Here is a 20,049-nt window from a genome sequence, read left to right as displayed (position 1 = left end):
CCGATGGTGCCGACGTTGACGTGTGGCTTGTTGCGTTCAAACTTGGCCTTTGCCATGGGTAATTCCTCTTTTTTTGGGGTCGGCGCTTAACTGATATAAATATTAAATTTCATATAGATAAAAGCTAAAGCAGTAGAGACCACATTAAAATAATTGTTAAAAGGTTGCACATACTAATGTGCAGATATTATAAGAAAATCACGGCCAATAACAAGTCTTTTAACAAGTTATTGGCGGATTCTTCTCTGACAATATAAAGATATGCTTTATATTGTCATTTTATTGAGCGTTATTTACTCGTCATCATCTTTAGAGTTGTACTTAGAGATGATAGATTCTGCAACTGATTTTGGAATCTCAGCATACTTCTGGAATTCCATTGAGTAAGTTGCACGGCCCTGTGACATTGAGCGCATTTGTGTGGCATAACCAAACATTTCCGCTAATGGTACTTCAGCACGAATTTGCTTGGTACCACCAGGCAAGTCTTCCATGCCCTGAACCATACCACGGCGGCGGTTTAGATCGCCCATGATATCGCCCATATAGTCTTCTGGCGTTTCAACTTCTACTTTCATCACAGGCTCTAGTAGCGTTGGGTTTGCTGCCATGAAGCCTTTGCGGAACGCGATTGAACCAGCCATTTTAAATGATAGCTCATCCGAGTCAACGTCATGGTAAGAACCATCGTACAAGGTCGCTTTTACGCCGACCACTGGGTAGCCTGCAAGTACGCCGTTTTTCATGCGCTCTTGAATACCTTTATCGACTGCACCGTGATACTCTTTTGGTACCACACCACCGACAACTTCTTCAGAGAACTCATATAATACTTCGCCCGCTGGATCAAGCGGCTCAAGACGTAGCCAAACGTGACCGAATTTACCACGACCACCAGTCTGACGTACAAACTTGCCTTCTTGTTCAACTGAGTTACGAATGGTCTCACGATAAGCAACCTGCGGCGCACCGATGTTTGCTTCTACGTTAAACTCACGCTTCATACGGTCAACCAAGATCTCAAGATGCAGCTCACCCATACCACTGATGATGGTCTGACCAGACTCTTCGTCTGTGCGAACGCGGAATGATGGATCTTCTTTGGCCAAACGACCTAGAGCAATTGACATTTTTTCTTGGTCAGCTTTGGTCTTTGGCTCAACTGCTAGAGAGATAACTGGATCTGGAAATTCCATACGCTCAAGCGTGATAACGTTTTGCTCGTCACATAACGTGTCACCCGTGGTTACGTCTTTCATACCTACCAATGCAGCGATATCACCAGTACGGATTTCTTCTAGCTCTTCTTGAGAATCTGCCATCATCTGTACGATACGGCCAACACGCTCACGCTTCATCTTTACTGGGTTATAAACGCTAGCGCCTTGCTTAATCACACCTGAGTAAACACGAACGAAGGTTAGGTTACCAACGAACTTATCGTTCATGATCTTAAATGCTAGAGCAGAGAAAGGTGCTTCGTCTGACGCTTCACGGCTGCCTTCAGTTTCGTCTTTATCATCGAGGATACCTTTAATAGCAGGTACGTCGATTGGTGCAGGTAGATACTGAATAACCGCATCTAGCATCTTTTGTACACCTTTGTTTTTAAAGGCAGTGCCACAAAGAAGTGGAATGATTTCGTTGTCGATAGTCAGCTGACGAAGTGCGCTGTGGATTTGCTCTTCAGTCAATTCACCATTTTCAAGATATTCATTCATCAACTCTTCTGAAGCTTCAGCAGCGTTTTCTACGAGATACTCACGGTATTCTTCTGCTTTGTCTTGTAGCTCAGCTGGAATCTCACGCTCTTCATACTTCATGCCTTGAGACGCTTCGTCCCAATAGATGGCTTTCATAGACACAAGATCCACAACGCCTTCAAAGTCGTCTTCTTTACCAATTGGGATAACCAATGGTACTGGCTTGCCGCCTAGACGCGTTTTGATTTGATCGATAACGCGATAAAAATCAGCACCAACGCGGTCCATTTTGTTTACAAATGCCAAACGTGGCACTTTGTATTTGTTTGCCTGACGCCATACGGTTTCAGACTGTGGCTGAACGCCGCCCACTGCACAGTAAACCATGCAAGCGCCATCAAGAACACGCATAGAACGCTCAACTTCGATAGTGAAGTCAACGTGGCCTGGGGTGTCAATGATGTTGATACGGTGTTCGTCGAACTGGTTCGCCATGCCTTTCCAGAAGCAAGTCGTTGCAGCCGAGGTAATAGTAATACCGCGCTCTTGTTCTTGCTCCATCCAGTCCATAGTGGCAGCGCCGTCATGGCTCTCGCCTAGCTTATGGTTTACACCAGTATAGAATAAAACACGCTCAGTAGTAGTCGTCTTACCAGCATCAATGTGCGCTGAAATACCGATATTGCGATAGCGCTTTAGGGGAGTTTTACGAGCCATAGTGTTTTCCTAGGGAAATTCGTGTATATAATAATGTGTTGTGTCTCTGCCTAATACTCTATGACAAAGCGGTGAGCTTCGTGATATTACTTACTGATTATTGGGCCTAATACGGACAACAAAAGAGCAAATACTAAGAATATTGCAGCATAAAATTTGGGACATTTCCTGTTAAGCAAACTTTTTAACAACAGTGTTACTGTGCAAAGTTACTGTGCAAAAAACATCTTGAGAGATGTCCGCCATCGCAGCTAAAAACCATTAAACCTTCAGTTTTTTAGCTGCAGCAATGATGGCGGCAATCCATAGAACGGAAAAATACAGAATCAATCGGCATAGCCATCAATTCATCACGCTTATCAAAAGCCACTAATGATTAGTAGCCTCATCTTTAGTAGCTTAGAAGCGGTAATGAGAGAATGCTTTGTTAGCATCTGCCATACGGTGAACTTCGTCACGCTTTTTCATGGCATTGCCTTTACCGTCAGCAGCGTCGTTTAACTCGCCTGCCAAACGTAGAGACATTGATTTTTCAGAACGCTTAGCAGCAGCTTCGGCTAACCAACGCATTGCCAAGGCAGTACGACGGGAGGGGCGTACTTCCATTGGTACTTGATAGGTAGCACCACCCACACGGCGAGCTTTTACTTCGACCATTGGGCGTACGTTTTCTAAGACTTCTTCAAAGAAAGCTACTGGATCTTCGATATTACGTTTTGCACTAACTGTCTCAAGTGCACCATAAACGATACGCTCAGCAGTAGATTTTTTACCATGACTCATTACATGGTTGATGAATTTTGCAACAGTTTGGCTACCAAACTTAGGATCCGGTAGGATCTCACGGGCAGCAACGACGCGACGTCTTGGCATAATAAATTTCCTTGTCTTCAGGAGTGTCCAACATTCACAACATCATACTTGTCATCATAGAGCATAGTGATGAGTTGTCAGTTAGCCTTACTGCATGGTGGTATGTTTAAGGGTAAGTTATATCTTATCAATCTAACTACTGTCGACACCGAACCCATGCACAGTTATTGGGTAGTACTAAAAGCTAAGCAAATAACGTTTAGTTATTAAACTTTAGGCTTCTTAGCACCGTACTTAGAGCGACCTTGCTTACGGTCTTTAACGCCTGCGCAGTCAAGTGCACCGCGAACGGTGTGATAACGTACACCTGGTAGATCTTTAACACGACCACCACGGATAAGAACAACACTGTGCTCTTGTAGGTTATGGCCTTCACCGCCGATGTAGCTTGATACTTCATAGCCTGAAGTCAAACGTACACGACATACTTTACGCATGGCAGAGTTTGGTTTTTTTGGCGTGGTAGTATATACGCGAGTACATACACCGCGGCGCTGTGGGCACGCTTCCAACGCAGGAACTTTTGACTTTTCCTTGATGGACTTGCGGCCTTTACGAATCAATTGGTTAGTTGTTGCCATAAGGCATCCTTCTCCCGTTTGGTATAAAACAAAAAAATGGGGAAACACGCCAACTATCTGACATAAATGCCAGATTTTGACGCACCCATTTTTAGGACAGTGTATTATAAAGAGTTGTTGCTGCTATTTCAACCACTTATGAATGGTTGCACTTTACAACCTGTGGTAGATATGCATGCAGCTGCTTACTATACCACTTTATCTGTTTTTCGCTAACTATCATGCAGCGAGAACCGCTAAAGTGTTGGCTATACGCTTATCACAAAATAGTCATATGCAAACCAGTAAATAAGCAAAAAAATAGACAAAGCATACAAGCAAATAAAGCTTGGTATGAAATAAATGGCGACATCGGCGCGTTTTTCAAGTGGGTATGAAGCCCTACGCTAGGCTTAAACCTCGCTTAGAATCCGTTTAGACGCCAAAGCCAGCCTGTTATCTCTCTAACGCGCCCTTAAGATTAAGGTATGGTGCTGCGCCTACTTATCAGTGGACGGCTGCTCTAAAGACTTTTTATCAGCCTTTGCCTTGTCGCTATTTTTTGCGTTTTTATCTGCTGTATCTGTGTTTTTTGCGTCTGTTTGCTCAGCCTGCTCATCTGTTTTTTGCGCATTATCGCCGGCTTTATCGACCTCCACTTCACTACTGCTGTCATCAGTGATAGCACGGTTTGCCAATTTGGCTTCTGGAGCAAAGGTTGCTTGCGCCACGCCGATGACCTCATCAATCAGCTGGCTGTTGTAACGCATACCGATAACGACAGCGGTGGCGGGCAGTAAGCGGCGCACCCATGACAAATTAATCTGGTCTAAATCAATACCCACTTGACTGGCGACGCGGTCTACTTGCTCGGCATAAAAATTGACGTTTTTATTTTTTAAGCCGAGGTTTTTTAGCTCATTATGCAAGCCGTTGTTTTGTGCATTGTCTAGCAGCCCTTTACCAATGCCTATGCCCGCCAGCAGCGCTTGTTTTTCTTGCATTTTACTCAGGTCGGCATTGGCAAGCAGCTCATAAGCCATCTTGATACCTTGCGTGCCGGTCAGCGGTTTATTGTATACAGCCGCCAGCTGATAAACGGTACGTAGAGAAACCAAAAGCAACCATAAAGTGTCGGCAAGCAGCCCTGGCAATCCTGCCAAGCCTGTCAGGCCGCCCATGGTTGCAAGTGCGCGGTTTTGATTAGCGATATCTGTCGCTAAGGCATAACGCTGCTCGTCATCTAAACTCTCGATATTGGCAAAGCGATGCTCATGAGGCAAATCAATCTGACTCCAGTTAAAGGCGAGCTTGGCCACTTGAGCAAATGCGCCATCAAGGGTCGATTGAAACAAGCTATTGGGCACCACTTTTTTGGCGTATTTGCCATAAGTAGCAAAACGTGGACCAAGCAGCTGCTGAGTGGCCTTTAACGTCTGCTCGCGAAACAGGTCTTGCTGATAGTCGTCATCCCCTAAATTTACGGCTTTGTATTGACGCGGCTTGCTGGTTTTGGCATTCATGCCATCAATCACAGCGCCCATACGCTCTAAATTATTGCGGGTAAATGCGCCGATACTGCTGACGCCCTTCGAGAGAGTGCTACGCTTTGCCATCTGGTTGTCCTTAATATGATGAATGGTTATTGTATAATTTAACAATCAATTTGTTTAACAATCAACGCCTATCAGCTTTATGCTGATTTTGGTGTTTTTTAGTTTTGTTATTGCTAGCCGTTTTGTCATTACCATTTGTCATGCGCCAAGCTTGTGATACATGATAACTCGTCATACATGATAAATAGTATTTGAAGATGTGTCATCTTAGTCAATTGTCTGTCTGCCTGTCAGTGCCAACAATGTTATTGCCGTCACCAGTTTTGTATCTAAAAGTATAAAGCATAACGTGTTTATGGCTTTTTTTATTCTTTATACTGACAGATAAGCATGTGCTGTTGGCCGCTCTTGGTTATAGCTGTAGCGCTATTTGGTGCTTGGGGCAGTTTTGTGGTTATTTTGCACTTGTACAAAGATTTTGGGGCACTGATACGGTATCATATGCGCTGGCCTCAAGTGCTATACTCTCAAGCTTATCGTATCACTTACTTACTATAGTCGATACACTCTAAAAATGTCATAGCGCTACTGGGATGAATTTTGCGCAGCCTCTGGGAACGCAGCACGCAAGTAAAATTTATACCAGTAGCGCGTTTAAATCCATAACAGTTTTACATTCATCTAACTATATTATTATCAGCACCATTATCTAGAGCCTGCTCATCTCAAAGATGAGGTTTAATAAAAACCCGCTCTAGACGACCTATAAGTAAAATATAGGGACAGCAATTACTAAAAATTATTACTCAGAAGGAATAGAATATGCGCCGCGTTGTTATCACTGGAGCAGGGATTGTCTCTTGTATCGGACATGATTTGGCCACTGTCACTGCTGCACTCAAACAAGGACAGTCAGGTATTACCTTTAACGAGTCTTATGCTGAGCATGACTTTAAATCTCAGGTCAGCGGCAGTATTGATCAGTCGACGCTAGATACCAGTGGCATCGACCGTAAACTAAAACGTTTTTTTAGTGACGCCAGCCTTTATGCTTATGTCAGTGCGTTGAGCGCCATCGAGCATGCAGGCTTGTCACTTGAGACCATCAACAACAACCCGCGAGTTGGGGTGGTGGCAAGCTCGGGCGGTGCATCGACAGAAAACATCGTCAGTGCCATCGATGCGATGCGCGCCAAAGGTCTGCGCGGCGTCGGCGCAATGGCAGTACCAAAAACCATGGGCAGCTCGGTATCGGCCGCACTGGCCACAGGACTAAAAATCCAAGGGGTGTCTTACTCTCTTAGCTCGGCTTGTGCCACCTCGACACATTGTATCGGTCATGCCGCCGAGCTGATTCAACTTGGCAAGGCCGATGTGGTACTCGCTGGTGGTAGTGAGGCTGAGCACTGGACCCAGTCTTGTATGTTTGATGCCATGGGCGCGGTCAGTACTCAATATAATGACACACCAACCCTTGCCTCTAGAGCTTATGACAAAGACCGTGACGGTTTTGTCATCGCGGCAGGCGGCGCGATGGTGGTGGTCGAAAGCCTCGAACATGCAAAGGCACGCGGCGCCAATATCTTAGCAGAAATCGTCGGCTATGGTGCCAGCTCTGATGGCGCTGAGATGGTCGCCCCTAGCGGCGAAGGTGCAGTGCGCTGTATGCAACAAGCCTTAGCAGACGCAGGGCTAGAGAGCGTCGACTATATCAATACCCACGGCACCAGTACGCCACTGGGCGATATCACCGAGCTCAAAGCCATCGCGCAGGTGTTTGACGGCGATATCAGCAAAGTACCTGCGATCAGCTCTACCAAGTCGATGACTGGTCATAGTCTCGGCGCTGTCGGCGCGCAAGAGCTGATTTATTGCCTGCTCATGCTACAAGAAGGCTTTATCGCCCCTAGCATCAATGTCAAAGAGCTAGACCCTGCTGCTAAAGGCTTTGATATCGTCACTGACAAGCGTGATGCATCACTTGAGACCATCATGAGCAACAGCTTTGGCTTTGGCGGTACCAATGCCACACTAATCATCAAAAAGTTTGACGCCTAAATAATGTCTGTAAACACTCATTCTACCAATCACATAAACCCTACCCCATCGCCAGCTACTCACCCTAGCTGGCGTTTTGGTGCGCTGGGTGCAGCTGAGCTGTTGCCAAAGCTGCAGCGCCACTTACTCAAGCAAGACGCTCAGGCCAACTGGCAACTGGTTTGGCTAAACAATGCTGGACGACCAGTGATTGGCTTGCTGCCCAAAATGGCTTGGTCTGTCTATGCGACCACGCCCGAACCCAGGCAGCCTACCGCTTATACCGTCGTTGGCCGCCGCCGTGGCGACAAGCACGCGGCCACTTACCACACCATGAGCTATGAAGCTTGGCAAGAAGTGCTCATTGCCTATGGTCAAACCCATCAGACCGACACAAATAGCCAAGCAGACCCTAGCGCGCCACCGCACTATCACCACGGGCTGATAGGGTTTATCGGCTATGACATCGCAGCTCACGAGCTGAGCCCAGCGGACGCTATCGAGCTGGCAGCGCAGCCCTGTGCGGTATTGGGGCATTACGACATATATCTGACGCCCTGCGATAGCGGTCATGGCTGGGCACTGCGTACCGTAGGGCGACATATAGCAGCCGCTGAGACGGACCCAGCGCTTGACTCGCTGATATCCTGCTTAGACTCACTAGAACAACAGCTATCTAAAGCAACTAATAGCGTTGCAAAAACGCCTGCGCCATTATACCTACAGCCGCGCTGGCACCAACATGACTATCAAGCCGCTTTTGATAAAACCCAATACTACCTAGAGCAAGGCGACTGCTATCAGATCAACCTGACCCAAGAATGGACAGGACAGCTGGCGAGCGAGAGTACATCCACTCAGGCCACAAGTCTGATCGATTATTTGCCAGCGCTCCATCAAAACACCCAAGCGCCCTTTGCAGGGTACTTACAAACCCAGCCGCATGATGACGATAGGTTTGATAATAGCGACAATAGCCTCGATGCTCGTGACCCTCATAGCGTTAACACTCAATTTGAGCTATTAAGCTGCTCGCCTGAGCTATTTTTTACCTTTACCAAAGAACCTAATAGCGGCACACATCATATCATCACCAAACCCATCAAAGGCACCATGCCACGCAGCACCAACCCCACACAAGATAATGCCTATAAGCAGCAGCTGATCGATAGTGAAAAGGATCGCGCCGAAAACGTCATGATCGTCGACTTATTGCGTAACGACTTGGGTAAGTATGCCAAAATCGGTAGCGTCAAAGTACCCAAGCTGTTTGCTATCGAGAGCTTTAGCAATGTCCATCATATGGTCAGCACCATTCGCGCCGAGCTAAAAGACGACGCCCATCCGCTTACAGTGTTGTTTGGCAGCTTGCCAGCAGGCTCTATCACCGGCACGCCCAAAAAACGCGCTGTCGAAATCATCTCTGAGTTGGAGCAAGCACCGCGCGGCGCATACTGCGGTACCATGGGTTATATGAATTTTGATGGAAGTGGACAGTGGAATGTACTGATACGCACGCTACAAGCACGCCATGCGCCGCAGCAAAACACGCAGGTCAATTTATGGGCGGGCGGCGGTATCACGGTGGCCTCTGACTGCGCTGCTGAATATCAAGAGTGTCTAGATAAAGTGGGCAATCTATTGGACGTGCTGGCGCAAAAACCCTGACATAAAAAAGCCTGCACAGTATGATACTGACAGGCGTTGCGTTATGATACTGATAGGATAGGGATTGGCGCTACCTACTCAGCGGTGCTATCTATCGTGTTGCTATCTGCATGCAATACCATCAGCGCCGCTATCAATCTTTGGTGCTGCTCGGCGGTACCGACCGTGATACGCAGATACTCACTGATACGCGGCTTGTCAAAGTGACGCACGATGATGCCTTGCTCACGTAGAGCAGCGGCGACTTCGCTGGCATTGCCCTCTTTAGGACGCGCAAACACAAAGTTGGTATGCGAAGGCAGCACTTGATAGCCCAATGACTGTAGGCTCGCTGTCAGTGACTCACGTAAATCGATCACTTGCTGACGCGTTTGCTCAAAATACTCTACATCTAACACACTCGCCGTCGCCCCAGCTTGTGCCAATTTATCGAGCGGATAGCTGTTAAAGCTGTTTTTCATGCGTGTTAAGGCTTCGATTAATGAGGCATTACCAAAGGCCATCCCAACGCGCAAACCTGCCAGTGAACGCGATTTGGAAAACGTTTGGGTGACCAAAATATTATCGCACTCGTTGATAAGACTCACAGCTGAAACCTCTGTCTCCAAACTGCCCTCTTCTACTTGCGCAAAGTCGATATATGCCTCATCAATCACAATCACCGAGTTTGAATGCTCGCTTGCCAACTTACGAATATCCGCAAGCGATAACAGCAGTCCTGTCGGCGCATTGGGGTTGGCGATAATGATGCCACTACAAGGCTGACGATAAGCATCCGGATCGATACTAAAATCGTCTTCTAGCGCAATTTGCACCAGCTCTATACCAAAAGTATGGGCATACACTGGATAAAAACTATAGCCAATGTCAGGCGAGAGCACAGGGCGCTCTTTTAAGAAAAAACTGGCAAATACCAGCGCCAGCACTTCATCTGAACCATTGCCGACAAACACTTGATTGGCATCAAGGTCGTATAGCTGAGCCAAAGCGGTGCGTAGCTCATCAGACTCAGGCGCTGGATATAAACGCAAATCATCCGCCTGCTGCGCTAAGACCTGAGCGATGGTCTCACCGACTTTAGGTGAGGGTGGAAACGGGTTTTCGTTGGTGTTTAATTTACATAAATTGTCGTGTTGCGGCTGCTCACCTGGTACATAAGGTGACAAGTTACGTGCTTTGGATGACCAAAGTCTGGTATCTATCTTTAACTCATTCATAAGTTATCCTACTATTAGCCACAAAGACTATCAAAGTTTACAGACCTAATATTTAAAAAACTAACGCTTGCTCGTTGGCGTAAAAACATACGCCACTCTGACACGCCGATTATTGATAACGATAACGGGCTGAGCGCGCGTGGGCCTCTAAGTCCTCACGCTGCGCTAAAATATCTGCCGTTTCGGCCAAGGGCTTACTGCCCGCTGCGCTACAATAGATGATAGAGGATTTTTTTTGAAAATCATAAACACCAAGCGGTGAAGAAAAACGCGCTGTCCCCGATGTCGGCAATACATGGTTGGGGCCTGCACAGTAATCACCGATGGCCTCAGGAGTGTGACGTCCCATAAAAATCGCCCCAGCATGACGAATATCAGCGAGCAAGGCATCAGGCTCATCGACCGACAGCTCTAAATGCTCAGGCGCCACGCGGTTGATCACTGCCATGCCCTCCGCACGGTCTTTGACCAAAATCAGCGCGCCGCGATTTTGTAATGAGTCGCGCGCGATATCCGCTTTTGGTAGCTCGCTTAAGGCTTTTTCGATTTCAGCTGCCACCGCGTCGAGCTGCTCGCGACTGGTCGTCACAAAGATGGCTTGGGCGATACGGTCGTGCTCTGCTTGTGACAACAAATCCATCGCCAACCAGTCTGCGCGATCTTGCGCCTGCCCTTCTGCGTACACCAGCACCTCAGAGGGGCCAGCAATCATATCAATACCCACTTGACCAAATACCGCACGCTTGGCCGCAGCGACGTATTTATTACCAGGGCCAGTGATTTTGTCCACGGCTGGTATCGTCTCGGTACCATATGCCAACGCAGCAACCGCTTGGGCGCCGCCGATGGTAAAGACTCGGTCTACTTGTGCCAAGTGCGCCGCGGCCAGCACCAGTGGATTGAGCACCCCATTAGGCGCTGGCACCACCATGATAACATCACTCACGCCAGCGACTTTGGCTGGGATAGCATTCATCAGAACCGATGAGGGATACGAGGCCAGACCGCCTGGCACATAGATGCCGACGCGATCCAGCGGGGTGATTTTTTGCCCCAAACGGTTACCCAGCGCATCTTCATACTGCCAGCTGTCTTGGACTTGGCGCTCATGGAAGCTCTGTACGCGCGCAGCAGCCGTGCTTAGCGCGGTTTTTACCGTATCGTCTAATTGCTCAAAGGCCTCAGCAAGTGCCTCCTTAGATAGCTCTAACTCTTGCATGGTAGTCGCTGGATGCTGGTCAAATTGCTGAGTCAATGCCAGTACCACGCTATCACCCTGATGACGCACTTGCGCGATGATATCATCAACAGTCGTTAACAAATCGGCGTCATTGACCGTCTCAAAAGCAAGCAGCTCGGTCAACTGGCTATCAAAATCGGCATCTTGGGTACTTAACTGGCGCATGAGCTAATCCTATATCTGAGCATGTATGCTACGGAACATTAACGAGTAAAAACAAGCGAGTCTGATACTGTGATACGTATCTGTGGCTAGGGTCTGGTTTAGATTATACTGGGCTTTTATGTTTTGACAAACCCATACAATAAAACCAGTTTAGCACGCTATGCCTATCATAGAGCGCCGAACTGGTTTAAAAATTTGCATCACTGTACTTAATATTACCAATGAAGCACATTGTCTTTGCAAGTATGGATAAATGACACACTAAGGCATCAAACACTGAGATGTTAAGCACTCGCAATGCTGTCTTTAAAGCTGTCCAAAATTGGCTCAAGCAAGGCAAACTTACGCTTGTAACTGACTTGATTGACAATAAGGCGCGACGATACATCGCAGATATGGTCACGAGCTTCAAGGCCGTTGGCACGCAAGGTGTTCCCTGTATCGACCACATCGACGATGAGGTCTCCGAGTCCGACCAGCGGTGCCAGCTCCATCGAACCGTATAGTTTGATCACATCGACCTGCTGGCCTTGGCTGGCAAAATACGCCCGAGCCACATTGACGTACTTGGTGGCGATGCGCAGACGACGATTGGGCAATGGCGCGTCCTTTACGCCTGCGGTCATCAATTTGCACTGGGCAATCTGCAAATCCAGCAGCTCATACACATGGTTGGCACCGTGCTCAAGCAGTACATCTTTACCCGCCACACCAAAGTCCGCAGCGCCATGCTCGACGTAGGTCGGTACATCACTGGCACGCAAAATTAAGACGCGTACATTAGGGTTTGAGGTCGGAAAAATAAGCTTACGCGAGGCTTCAGGGTCTTCTAACAACTCAACGCCCGCTGCGCGCAGCAAAGGCATGGTCTCTTCTAAAATACGGCCTTTAGATAAGGCCAGCGTTAAGCCTGAAAATTCCTCATTAACTTGGTTTAATAAACCATCATTTGATTGGCGGGTGCTTGCTTCGGTCATAATGACATCGTGTCCATGTACAGTTGGCATCCCCGATAGCGGGGCGTGAATTTATCATTGCTAAGCGATTAGAGTAAACCTTCATGCGCCAAACTCTTAAAGGACATGACGCATAAGGGTTTACTGAGTCGTTCAGTGTCTGACTGACTTAAGGCATGGTTTTATGTAGTTGCTGACAAAAATCAGCAAAAAACTGCCGCCTAGTCGTTGCTATTGTTGCTATTGATACGTTCGATATTGACGCCGAGCGCACGCAGTTTGCTTTCTACGTTTTCATAGCCGCGATCGATATGATAAATACGATCGATCAAGCTCTCACCTTCGGCGGTCGCCGCGGCCATCACCAAAGACATCGATGCGCGTAAATCGGTCGCCATCACAGGCGCGGCGGTAAAGTTTTCGACACCCGTAACTACGGCAGCATGACCGTCTACCTGAATGGATGCGCCCAAACGATTGAGCTCTGGCACGTGCATATAGCGGTTTTCGAAGATATTTTCGATAAAGGTACTGGTGCCATCGGCCAGACAGCTAATCGCCATGAGCTGCGCCTGCATATCTGTTGGAAAACCAGGATGCGGCTGAGTGCGGATATTGACAGGTCTTGGTCGACTCGTCATTTGCGCGCGAATCCAGTCATCACCTGTGGTAATCACCGCGCCCATATCTTCAAACTTCTCTAGCACAGGGGTCAATAACAGCGCAGAGGTGTTTTTGGCCAATACATCACCGCGAGTCATCAGCGCGCCTGCCAGATAAGAGCCTGTCTCGATACGATCCGCCACTACTGAATACTCACAACCATGCAAACGCTCAACGCCTTCGATGGTCATGGTCGAGGTACCGATGCCGCTTATCTTGGCACCCATCGCGACCAGCATGTTGGCCAAATCCACCACTTCTGGCTCCAGCGCGCAGTTGCCAAGCACTGTAGTACCTTTAGCAAGGGCAGCCGCCATGATGACGTTTTCAGTGCCGCCGACCGTGATCATATCAAACGAGAAGTTACAGCCGATTAGTTTGCCGCCTTTTGGCGCTTGCGCTTTGACATAGCCGTTTTCGACGCTGATAGTAGCGCCCATGGCTTCAAAGGCTTTGAGATGCTGATCGACAGGACGCGAGCCAATCGCGCAGCCACCTGGCAATGAGACTTCTGCTTCACCAAAACGTGCCAGCAAAGGCCCCAATACCAAAATCGACGCGCGCATGGTCTTGACCAGATTATAGGGCGCATAAAAATTATCGATGGTTTTGGTATCGCACGTGACCGTATCACCTTGTTTTTGAATGTGGATGCCCATACCACCGATCAATGCAATCAGGGTACGCACATCTTGTAGCGATGGCACATTATGTAATGTCGTTGGGGTCTCAGCCAATATCATGGCCGCAAGTAACGGCAGCGCGGCATTTTTGGCGCCTGAAATCGTAACTTCCCCTGCAATACGACTACTACCCGTGATTAAAAATTGATCCATAAAAGTGGCAACCTAGCGATGAGTATAAAAAATGAATATAAAAAAACAAAAACCAAACCACCAAAACCTGCGATTTAGACAATAAATGAAGCCATAGGTTTGAGGCGTCTAATTAACAGGCTTAAGCATAACGTCTCGTCATAAAGAGTGACGTTTAGCCTTTTGATTGAGCGTCCCACTCAGCAGGCGTCAATGCTTGAATATTGAGCGCATGGATATCACCGCTGGCGATCTTGTCATTGACCAGCGCATATACCGCTTGCTGACGCTGAACGCTGCGTTTGCCTTCAAAGCTGACATCGACCACGCGCACATCAAACTTGTTGCCTTGATTGGCCGCTTGAATAAAAGCGTCTGGGAAATGAGTCTGTAAAAATGCAATCAAGTCGTCAGCGTTCATGCTCATAAATCTCTCTGCCTTAAATATAAAATAGGGTATGAATATAAAGTGAAGACATTATAACAAGAGTTTGGCTATCTTACAGTATTGTCTTGCTTTACCATGCTTTATGATGCACTAGCGACCAATCAGTTGTGCCCACAATGCCTTTCACCCTTTATCGTTATTTCAGGGCGTCATCTAGGTAGCTAAGCACTTGCGCGCGCACGTCATTGACCCAGCGTAGCGGCGGTGCCATCGCCCCAATACTGGTCGCATGGCTGGCACCTGCTATTTCACCGTTTTTGACAGAAACGCCAGCTGCTTTTAGTGCTTGCGTCATCTTGATGGTATTGCTGTCGTGGACGATGTCATCTTTTTCGGCCGTCAATAATAAATAAGGCGGCTGCTTTCCTTTGATATGACGATCGGGCATCACCTCATCTGGCGTGGCAGCGGCGGCAAAGGCCGATGCGCTATCAAACTTACGAAAGTCATAACTGTATGGCCCCGCGATGCCGACGACTGTCCCTACAGCGCTTGGCTTGATATGATAAGGGGCCAAAAATTCCTCGTTGGCGACCGCTGCCACGGCGTTGAACGCTCCAGCAGAGTGCCCAACCACCGCCACACGAGCAGGGTCAGCATACAAGCTGGCCGCGTTGTTTAGGCTCCAAGCGATCGCTTGCGCGGTGTCCTTGACATAAGCAGGATAGACATGCTCAGGCGCCTTACGGTAATTAATCACCGCTGTGACATAGCCTGCCTGCGCCAAACTCTGGCCGACAAAGGCGTATTGCTCTTTGTTCCCGCTCTCCCATGAGCCGCCATGGACAAACACCACCATCGGATAACGATCACTGATCGCGCTTTGTGCCGTCATGGCACGGGTCAACGGCTTGGGATAATAAACATCTAAATCCTGTAAGGGCTGATCGCCGTACAAGATGTCTTTGCTGACCCCAACACCGCCGCCTGAGGTAATTCCATTGACGAGAGTCAAGGGTGATAACGCCTGCGCGCTTTGGCTTGCCAGCACCGCGCCGCCAATTGCCAACAGCGCCGCGCCCGTCACTTTTAGCATCTTCTTACTTGCTACCTGAGTGTCAGCGCTTTTTGCACTTGTCTTGTGACTGTGTTGGCGCTTGTGGCCATCATCATGGTCATGATGCCGCTTGCGTGTTTTGAGATCCTTCATCGCCAGTGTCCTTTTTTATGTCTTTATTAGCCATATTTATCAGCTTGGGTGTGTGACACATTGAGTGGTGCAACATTGGCTCACGACTTTGATCATAAGCCCTTATTCACTTATCACCAATCGTTTATCGCTAGCCACGTATCATCAGTCACTTACCGCGGATTATTTATAGTCAATCATCTAGGCATTCATAGGCATTCATAGGCATTCATTTACAGAGTGATCAGTTTACTGGCTGCCAAAAGATTTCTCGTGTTTTTCCTGTTACTCGTGTTTAGGCTTCTTGTCATCAGCGGCGGCTATATCAGCGCCAAATACAATCGAGGCACTGGCTCACGATCGCACGAGGTATTTACGGATTTTGATAAATATCGACATTCTCACTAGCAGAAGCCTCACTAGCAGAAGCCTCACTAGCAGAGGAGTCGATAGGCGTACCCGCTTCGGTCACCACTATAGGCGTGGTGGCGCGGGCTGGGTTGGGTGCGACTGCACTGCTCGGCTCATCAGCAACGCGCGCGGCAGCCGAGCGCTGCACAACTGGCGCTAACGCCGGATTGGCCAGATTGTCCTCATACATAATATCGTCTTCACCAATCTTTACCCCTCTATCATCGACAACGGTCGTCAATAGCACAAGCTCGGTCACTCCTACGGTGTTGTTGGCGATATCGATTAAGTGGCTTTGCTGCGTCGGTGTCACACGCCCCATGACATAGACCACGCCGTTGTTGCTCACCACCTTGATTTGGGATGCTTTGACGCCGTTACTTGTCGCGACTTTTGCCAGCATTTTTGAGGTGATATAACCATCATGGACAGTCGAGCTATAACCCTTTGAGGCACTGACGGTCAGCTCATTATAGACACGGCGCACGTCTGGCATGGAGCTGACGACGTTTTCTATCTCCGTCTTGATCGCAGCACTTGGCACCTCACCGCTCAGCAGCACTTCACTATTAAAGCTATCGATACTCATGCGGCTGGTCTGCTGCAAGTCTTCTTTTAGACCATAGACATTGATTTTGGCAGTGTGTTCGATGCTACGATCCAGCAGACGCTGCGGAATGGTACGCTCAGTCATGGGCACACCATAAGTCCCTTGAGTACTGTTGGTCAGATAATTGGTGGTACAACCCGTACTAATGACGCTTGCCAGCAGCACAGCGCCTATCGTCATGCGGTATGATGAGCCAAAAATAGCAGTGCGCAAGTGCATCCGTGTCATGATTTACCTCTTAGAGCCTGATGAAATAAGTAAGATATTGGCGATGATTGATGAGCAAGGCATGCCATCGCTTTTTTTATTGAGCTACTTTACTCAATTTTTTGGGTGAACGCTTAGGCTTTTGGTAACGATAACTCAACCGACAAACACCTTGGCATCGCTCGCGCACACTCAGACTCATTAATACAACAAGAATCAGCACCAAGCGCGCCAAGTGTACTCAGTAATTATGCTCAGTCATATAAGTAAAAAAGCCAATGCCGCCTTACCAAGCATTTGCCATAAACGCGCCTATCAGCCACTGCGGCGACTCAGACATGTGGGCTTCTGCGAGTTTGTGCTTGCCTGCGGTATCATAAGCAATGACATCAAACCGGCAATCAAAATCTCTATACTCAGGGTGCTGCTGCAAAAAATAGCGCGCTGCCTTGATGAGTTTGTTTTGCTTGGATTTGGTGATGCTCAGCAGCGCATCGCCAAACCCTGATTGGCGCCGTTGACGCACTTCGACAAACACTAGGGTCGACCATGCCGCGCCCGTCTCTAGCATGACCAAGTCAAGCTCGCCGATTTTGGGTTGTTGCCAGTTTTGTGCAATCAGCGTCAAGCCTTGCGCCTGCAAAAACGCACAAGCGCGCTGCTCAAACAAGCTGCCTTGACGCTGCTTGGGCGAGCTAAGGCGTAAGGGTTTGTGATGGGTCATAAGAGCAAGATACCTGCTGAACATTTCAGAATTATCATAGCACAACATGATAAACTAACCACTTTTGCGCCTTGTCTATATATTTGGTCTGTCACCATGGCCTGCATTCATGGGGTTGTTACGGTCTTTATTATGATGTTGTGTTAAAGACCACACATCAAACGCCAAGATAGAGCGTGGCGCTATATTGTATGCCTGACTTTTACAACAGAGGTTTTCATGTCCATCCCTACCGCGATGCCAGCTTGTTTATATATCGTTGCCACGCCGATTGGCAATCTGAGCGACATGACGCCGCATGCCATCGATGTCTTAAAACAAGTGGCCATCATTGCCTGTGAAGACACCCGCACCTCCGGCAAACTGCTATCGCACTTTGGTATCCATACCAAAGACAACAGTAGCGAGGCTGACGCGCCCAAAGCGCATAATAAGCTATGGGCCTATCATGAGCACAACAGCGCCATCCAAACGCCAAAGATTATCGAGATGATCCAGCAAGGCCATTCCGTCGCTTTGATCAGTGATGCTGGCACACCACTGGTCAGTGACCCAGGCTATCAGTTGGTACAAGCGGCGCATGCCGCTGGCGTGAGAGTATCACCTGTGGTGGGTGCATCGGCTGCCATTGGCGCGCTATCGGTCGCAGGGCTGCCATCAGATCGTTTTAGCTTTATTGGGTTTTTGCCTGCCAAAACTCACGGTCGCCAAAAACAACTGACCGCCTTAACGACACGCACCGAAACCTTGATATTTTATGAAGCGCCGCACCGCATTCTGGCAAGCTTAGCGGACATGGCGGCGATATTTGGCGCTGATCGTGAAGCGGCGTTTTGCCGTGAGCTGACCAAAACCTTTGAGACTGTGCACAAAAGCACGCTTGGCAACTTGATTGAGTTTGTCAAAGCCGATGACAATCAGCAGCGCGGCGAAATCGTCTTGGTAGTCGCAGGTGCCAATACCGCACAAGACGCCGACGACATCAGTGTGCACGATGCGTTACTACAACGTCTACTGGAGGATTTATCGGTCAAAAAAGCCGCCGCCTTGGCCGCTGATATCACTGGCATGAAAAAAAACGCGCTCTATCAGCGCCTGCTTGAACTACAAGCAAAATAGCTTGTGGTTATAAAAAATACTATACCAACAAATTAATCATTGAGTGAGGAGAGAGCAAATGTACGATGTAATGGCGATAGGCAACGCCTTGGTGGACCACGAGTACCTACTGTCCGATGCTGCCCTAGAAGAGACAGATCTGACCAAAGGCAATATGACGCTGGCGGCTATCGAGGAGCAGCAGCAGCTACTGGCGTATTTCAAACTGGCAGAAATCGCACCCTCAAAACAAGCTGGTGGCGGCTCAGCGGCCAATACCATGTACACCTTTGCCAGCCTCGGTGGCAAGCCGTTTTATGCTTGCCGCGTCGGTGATGATGCTCAAGGTGAGTTTTATCTAAAAGACTTGCACACTGCAGGCGTCGCTACTTCAAAAAAATCCGTACATACAGGCGGCGTCACAGGCTCTTGTGTGGTGGCGGTGACCGAAGATGGCGAGCGTACCATGCAAACCTATCTTGGAACCTCAAGCGACATCACAGCAGAAAACGTCGATTTTGACGCGCTGACACAAGCCGACTGGCTGTATCTAGAAGGCTATCTGGCGATGACTGAGAGCATCCAACCTGCGATGATCAAACTGCGCCAGCAAGCAGGTATTCATAACGCCAAAATCGCGGTGAGCTTCGCCGACCCTGCGGTGGTGAAGTTTGCCAAAGACGGCCTACTCAATATGCTCGGCAATAAAGTTGCAGTGATATTCTGTAATAGCGAAGAGGCCAAGCTATTTACTGACAAAAAACAAATCAAAGCCGCCGCCCGCGCGCTCCTTGAGTATTGCCAGACCGCAGTCGTCACCGATGGCGCGAATGGCGCAATCATCGCTCATAAGTCAGATGACCACTCAGAGCTGGAGATGTATGAAGTCGCCACGCCAGCGGTGGCCAATGTCATCGACACCAATGGCGCAGGTGATAACTACGCGGGCGCTTTTTTATATGCGCTATCGCAGCACTATAGCCTGCCTGAGTGTGGTCGTCTGGCAAGCGCTGTCGCCGCCCAAGTCATTCAGCAATTTGGCCCGCGCCTTGCCTCCCAAGACTATAAAGAGATTGCGCAGCGCGTATTATCCGCTTAATAAACATATAATCTAAGCGATATTTCGTGCCAAATAAAAGCCCATATCTTATCGATATGGGCTTTTTTGTGACGTATGTCCCGTCCTAAAATAAGTTTACGAAAAAGGGACTTATTTATGGACAAGTTAGCAATAGCAAAGGTTAAGCGCACT

General features: G+C 48.4%; 16 protein-coding genes. 4 read left to right on the top strand and 12 right to left on the bottom strand.

What is annotated here, in order from left to right:
* Nucleotides 1-293: 293 nt before the first annotated feature.
* The 4 genes from fusA to BTV99_RS11990 all read right to left on the bottom strand — a co-directional run bounded on the left by fusA (nucleotide 294) and on the right by BTV99_RS11990 (nucleotide 5,469).
* A complete protein-coding gene (fusA, locus tag BTV99_RS12005; protein ID WP_075102602.1) occupies nucleotides 294-2,420 on the bottom strand; it encodes an elongation factor G in 2,127 nt (708 codons plus the stop codon).
* Between the two features lie 399 nt (nucleotides 2,421-2,819).
* Complete coding sequence (gene rpsG / locus BTV99_RS12000) at nucleotides 2,820-3,293, bottom strand: 30S ribosomal protein S7 (RefSeq protein ID WP_075102601.1); 474 nt, start codon at nucleotides 3,291-3,293, stop codon at nucleotides 2,820-2,822.
* A 206-nt stretch (nucleotides 3,294-3,499) separates the two neighbouring features.
* Entirely contained in the window at nucleotides 3,500-3,874 is a 375-nt protein-coding gene (rpsL, locus tag BTV99_RS11995; RefSeq protein ID WP_075102600.1) for a 30S ribosomal protein S12, read from the bottom strand.
* A 479-nt stretch (nucleotides 3,875-4,353) separates the two neighbouring features.
* Nucleotides 4,354-5,469 carry an EcsC family protein gene (locus BTV99_RS11990; protein ID WP_075102599.1) on the bottom strand — a complete coding sequence of 372 codons (1,116 nt, stop codon included), beginning with the start codon at nucleotides 5,467-5,469 and terminating at the stop codon, nucleotides 4,354-4,356.
* Nucleotides 5,470-6,231: 762 nt separating this feature from the next.
* Here BTV99_RS11990 and BTV99_RS11985 point away from each other — a divergent pair.
* Nucleotides 6,232-7,467: a beta-ketoacyl synthase N-terminal-like domain-containing protein gene (locus tag BTV99_RS11985; protein WP_075102598.1), complete on the top strand. Its 1,236-nt coding sequence runs from the start codon at nucleotides 6,232-6,234 to the stop codon at nucleotides 7,465-7,467.
* A 3-nt stretch (nucleotides 7,468-7,470) separates the two neighbouring features.
* Nucleotides 7,471-9,114 (top strand): anthranilate synthase component I family protein, encoded by a 1,644-nt coding sequence (locus BTV99_RS11980; RefSeq protein WP_075102597.1) that lies wholly within the window; start codon nucleotides 7,471-7,473, stop codon nucleotides 9,112-9,114.
* Nucleotides 9,115-9,188: 74 nt separating this feature from the next.
* On the opposite strand, the gene hisC is transcribed toward BTV99_RS11980, so the two are convergent.
* The 8 genes from hisC to BTV99_RS11940 all read right to left on the bottom strand — a co-directional run bounded on the left by hisC (nucleotide 9,189) and on the right by BTV99_RS11940 (nucleotide 17,747).
* Complete coding sequence (gene hisC, locus BTV99_RS11975) at nucleotides 9,189-10,331, bottom strand: histidinol-phosphate transaminase (RefSeq protein WP_075102596.1); 1,143 nt, start codon at nucleotides 10,329-10,331, stop codon at nucleotides 9,189-9,191.
* Nucleotides 10,332-10,440: 109 nt separating this feature from the next.
* Complete coding sequence (gene hisD / locus BTV99_RS11970) at nucleotides 10,441-11,736, bottom strand: histidinol dehydrogenase (RefSeq protein WP_075102595.1); 1,296 nt, start codon at nucleotides 11,734-11,736, stop codon at nucleotides 10,441-10,443.
* A gap of 284 nt (nucleotides 11,737-12,020) precedes the next feature.
* A complete protein-coding gene (gene hisG / locus BTV99_RS11965; protein ID WP_075102594.1) occupies nucleotides 12,021-12,713 on the bottom strand; it encodes an ATP phosphoribosyltransferase in 693 nt (230 codons plus the stop codon).
* 200 nt (nucleotides 12,714-12,913) lie between these two features.
* Nucleotides 12,914-14,191, bottom strand: coding sequence for a UDP-N-acetylglucosamine 1-carboxyvinyltransferase (gene murA, locus BTV99_RS11960; RefSeq protein WP_075102593.1), 1,278 nt, complete (start codon nucleotides 14,189-14,191; stop codon nucleotides 12,914-12,916).
* Nucleotides 14,192-14,345: 154 nt separating this feature from the next.
* The gene (locus BTV99_RS11955; RefSeq protein ID WP_075102592.1) at nucleotides 14,346-14,597 is read right to left on the bottom strand and encodes a BolA family protein; all 252 of its coding nucleotides are present in this window, start codon (nucleotides 14,595-14,597) and stop codon (nucleotides 14,346-14,348) included.
* A gap of 157 nt (nucleotides 14,598-14,754) precedes the next feature.
* Complete coding sequence (locus tag BTV99_RS11950; protein WP_256713787.1) at nucleotides 14,755-15,768, bottom strand: alpha/beta hydrolase; 1,014 nt, start codon at nucleotides 15,766-15,768, stop codon at nucleotides 14,755-14,757.
* Nucleotides 15,769-16,120: 352 nt separating this feature from the next.
* Nucleotides 16,121-16,996: a BON domain-containing protein gene (locus BTV99_RS11945; RefSeq protein ID WP_075102591.1), complete on the bottom strand. Its 876-nt coding sequence runs from the start codon at nucleotides 16,994-16,996 to the stop codon at nucleotides 16,121-16,123.
* Between the two features lie 265 nt (nucleotides 16,997-17,261).
* Entirely contained in the window at nucleotides 17,262-17,747 is a 486-nt protein-coding gene (locus BTV99_RS11940) for a YraN family protein (RefSeq protein WP_075102590.1), read from the bottom strand.
* Between the two features lie 171 nt (nucleotides 17,748-17,918).
* Here BTV99_RS11940 and rsmI point away from each other — a divergent pair, with 171 nt between their 5' ends.
* Together rsmI and BTV99_RS11930 are read left to right on the top strand one after the other, a co-directional pair.
* Nucleotides 17,919-18,818 (top strand): 16S rRNA (cytidine(1402)-2'-O)-methyltransferase, encoded by a 900-nt coding sequence (rsmI, locus tag BTV99_RS11935; RefSeq protein WP_075102589.1) that lies wholly within the window; start codon nucleotides 17,919-17,921, stop codon nucleotides 18,816-18,818.
* A gap of 58 nt (nucleotides 18,819-18,876) precedes the next feature.
* Entirely contained in the window at nucleotides 18,877-19,896 is a 1,020-nt protein-coding gene (locus tag BTV99_RS11930) for an adenosine kinase (protein ID WP_075102588.1), read from the top strand.
* The last annotated feature ends 153 nt before the right edge of the window (nucleotides 19,897-20,049 follow it).

Source organism: Psychrobacter sp. Rd 27.2 (assembly GCF_001921755.1).
In the GTDB taxonomy this organism is placed as follows: domain Bacteria; phylum Pseudomonadota; class Gammaproteobacteria; order Pseudomonadales; family Moraxellaceae; genus Psychrobacter; species Psychrobacter celer.
Note: the sequence above shows the minus strand (reverse complement) of the source record. Positions and strands in the feature narration are given on the sequence as shown.